This is a genomic window from Bradyrhizobium sp. NAS80.1 (assembly GCF_001908205.1).
Classification (GTDB): Bacteria; Pseudomonadota; Alphaproteobacteria; order Rhizobiales; family Xanthobacteraceae; genus Bradyrhizobium.
Genome location: NZ_LGHL01000475.1, coordinates 1 through 1864, shown reverse-complemented (window position 1 = coordinate 1864; position 1864 = coordinate 1). Strand labels below are relative to the sequence as shown.

2 protein-coding genes are annotated in these 1864 nt (G+C 57.5%); one reads left to right on the top strand and one right to left on the bottom strand.

The annotated features are described in order from the left end of the window. Positions 1-204: 204 nt before the first annotated feature. Positions 205-1239: a sulfite exporter TauE/SafE family protein gene (locus tag AC629_RS44345; RefSeq protein ID WP_084810823.1), complete on the top strand. Its 1035-nt coding sequence runs from the start codon at positions 205-207 to the stop codon at positions 1237-1239. A 181-nt stretch (positions 1240-1420) separates the two neighbouring features. Here AC629_RS44345 and AC629_RS44340 read toward each other — a convergent pair whose 3' ends face one another. Then, the gene (locus tag AC629_RS44340; protein ID WP_084810822.1) at positions 1421-1630 is read right to left on the bottom strand and encodes a hypothetical protein; all 210 of its coding nucleotides are present in this window, start codon (positions 1628-1630) and stop codon (positions 1421-1423) included. Between the last annotated feature and the right edge of the window lie 234 nt (positions 1631-1864).

Below are 1864 nucleotides of genomic sequence, written 5' to 3'. Positions count from 1 at the left end.
CCGGGACCGCCGCTTCGGGCCAATAGCGGAAGTAGTGGCCGCCGGGCTCAGAGAGGTGCTCGGCCCTGTGTTAGAGCCGATCCCGGCGGACGAACCTTTTTGAAAACGGCAGGGTTCCTGCCAGCAAACAAACCGTAAGAAGTGGTAAGATAAAGGTGGGTCGCCCCGCGCGGGCGACCATTGCCCGTACACGGGGAGCCAACGATGCCTCCTCTTGATACTGCGGTGATCGTTCTCGCTGGCATCGCTTTTCTTGCAGCCTTCGTAAATGGCGCGCTCGGCTATGGGTTTTCCTCGCTTACCGTGCCGGTGGCTCTCGTTTTCTATGCAAACCGCATCCTGAATCCCGCCGTCGTCCTGGTCGAGGTGGCCACCAACTTCTACGTTCTATTCATCAATCTGAACGGCGTTGCAGCTGTATGGAAGAGGGTGTTTCCAATCATCACCGGGCTCCTGCCCGGCATCGGAATCGGAGCCTTGGTTCTCACGTCGGTTGAGCCAGGCTGGATCAAACTCGGGACCTACGCACTCATTCTGCCCCTCATCCTGGTTCAGGCCGCCGGTTGGCGGAGACCAATTCGGCAAACATGGTGGGTCGGTCTTCCCTTTGGAACAGCGCTGGGCATCCTGTATTCGGTCACCACCATCTCGGGACCGCCGCTGGCGATCCTGTTCAATAACCAAGGTCTGGTCAAAACCGAGTTCCGGGCTGGTCTCGCATTGGTTCGCGTGACCGAGTCGAGCGTGACCGCCATCGTCTATTACCAGCTTGGCCTGTTTACGGCTGAAAGCCAGAACATCTTATGGGTGTTTGTGCCCTGCGTTGCGCTTGGGGTACCGCTCGGCGCCTACGTCATCCGCCATCTGGATGCGGAGACGTTTCGTCGGATATGCATGAGCTTTGATGCGTGGGTCGTGGGATTCGGTTTCTCGCGGGTATTGATCGAGCTGAATTTGGTGCAAAGCCCCTGGGCCTATGTCGTTCTGGTCCTCACATTTTTGATCGACGGCTATTTGCTGTACATCTTTTTCACACGGAGAGCGGCCACTAGGCGATCGGAAAGAGCTTTGCTTACGCCGGGCGCTCCGAGTGGGCCGGATAATCGCATCGCTTCGGAGTTGACCGAGCCTCCCTACGACACACTTGCTCGGCTTAATTGCGACCTCGGTTACGTTGTGGCGATCCTCGCTATCGCCATACTGGTCTTTGCAGTTTTGCCTCCAATTCGCCTGCCATAGAGCGCGGCACAATTTAGAAACGGGGTTGCCCCACAATTCGTAACATCGTAGGACTCAACTGCATTAGCCATCGCAGCAGCAGCCACTAGAGTGGCGTAGGGTCCTGTCAACATCGCTCCCTCCTACAGTCATCCGATCAAAGCTGCGCCGTTGACCCCAAGCCGCGCCGCCCGTAAGCCCATCAACCCTTCAGCGTGAACTTCTTACGAAGTTCGGCAGCGATCGTATCGGCGCGCTCCTGAATGCCTTTTGCATGTTTCGGCGCGGTGATTACAGTCGCCTGCCAGCCGTAGATCGGGTCGGGGCGAACTGATACGTAAGCGCCGCCGATCAACAGCTTCTGAAGGATCATATCTTCGAGTTCAGCGCTGGTTTTTGGCTGCTTCGCCAAGGGGAAGCCCTCCGTGAGGACTACTCTTGCGGTAACCAGTCAGCGCATCACCTGCACGACCAAGTGTTGGTCTTTGGCCCACCTTGATAGGTGCAGAGCCTCAAAGTGCGATATTGGTCTGGGATCAGCGGTCCAGCCTGGGCATTTGCTACCCGCTCTGGCAGCCAGGTCGTTTTTCGCCAATGGCCGTAGGTCTGGCCAGCACTTGCAACGCTCGACATTGTCAGGAACGGC

What these genes read in the sequence shown, in the direction of transcription:
- AC629_RS44345 (WP_084810823.1), top strand. Translation starts at nt 205, where the DNA reads ATGCCTCCTCTTGATACTGCGGTGATCGTTCTCGCTGGCATCGCTTTT.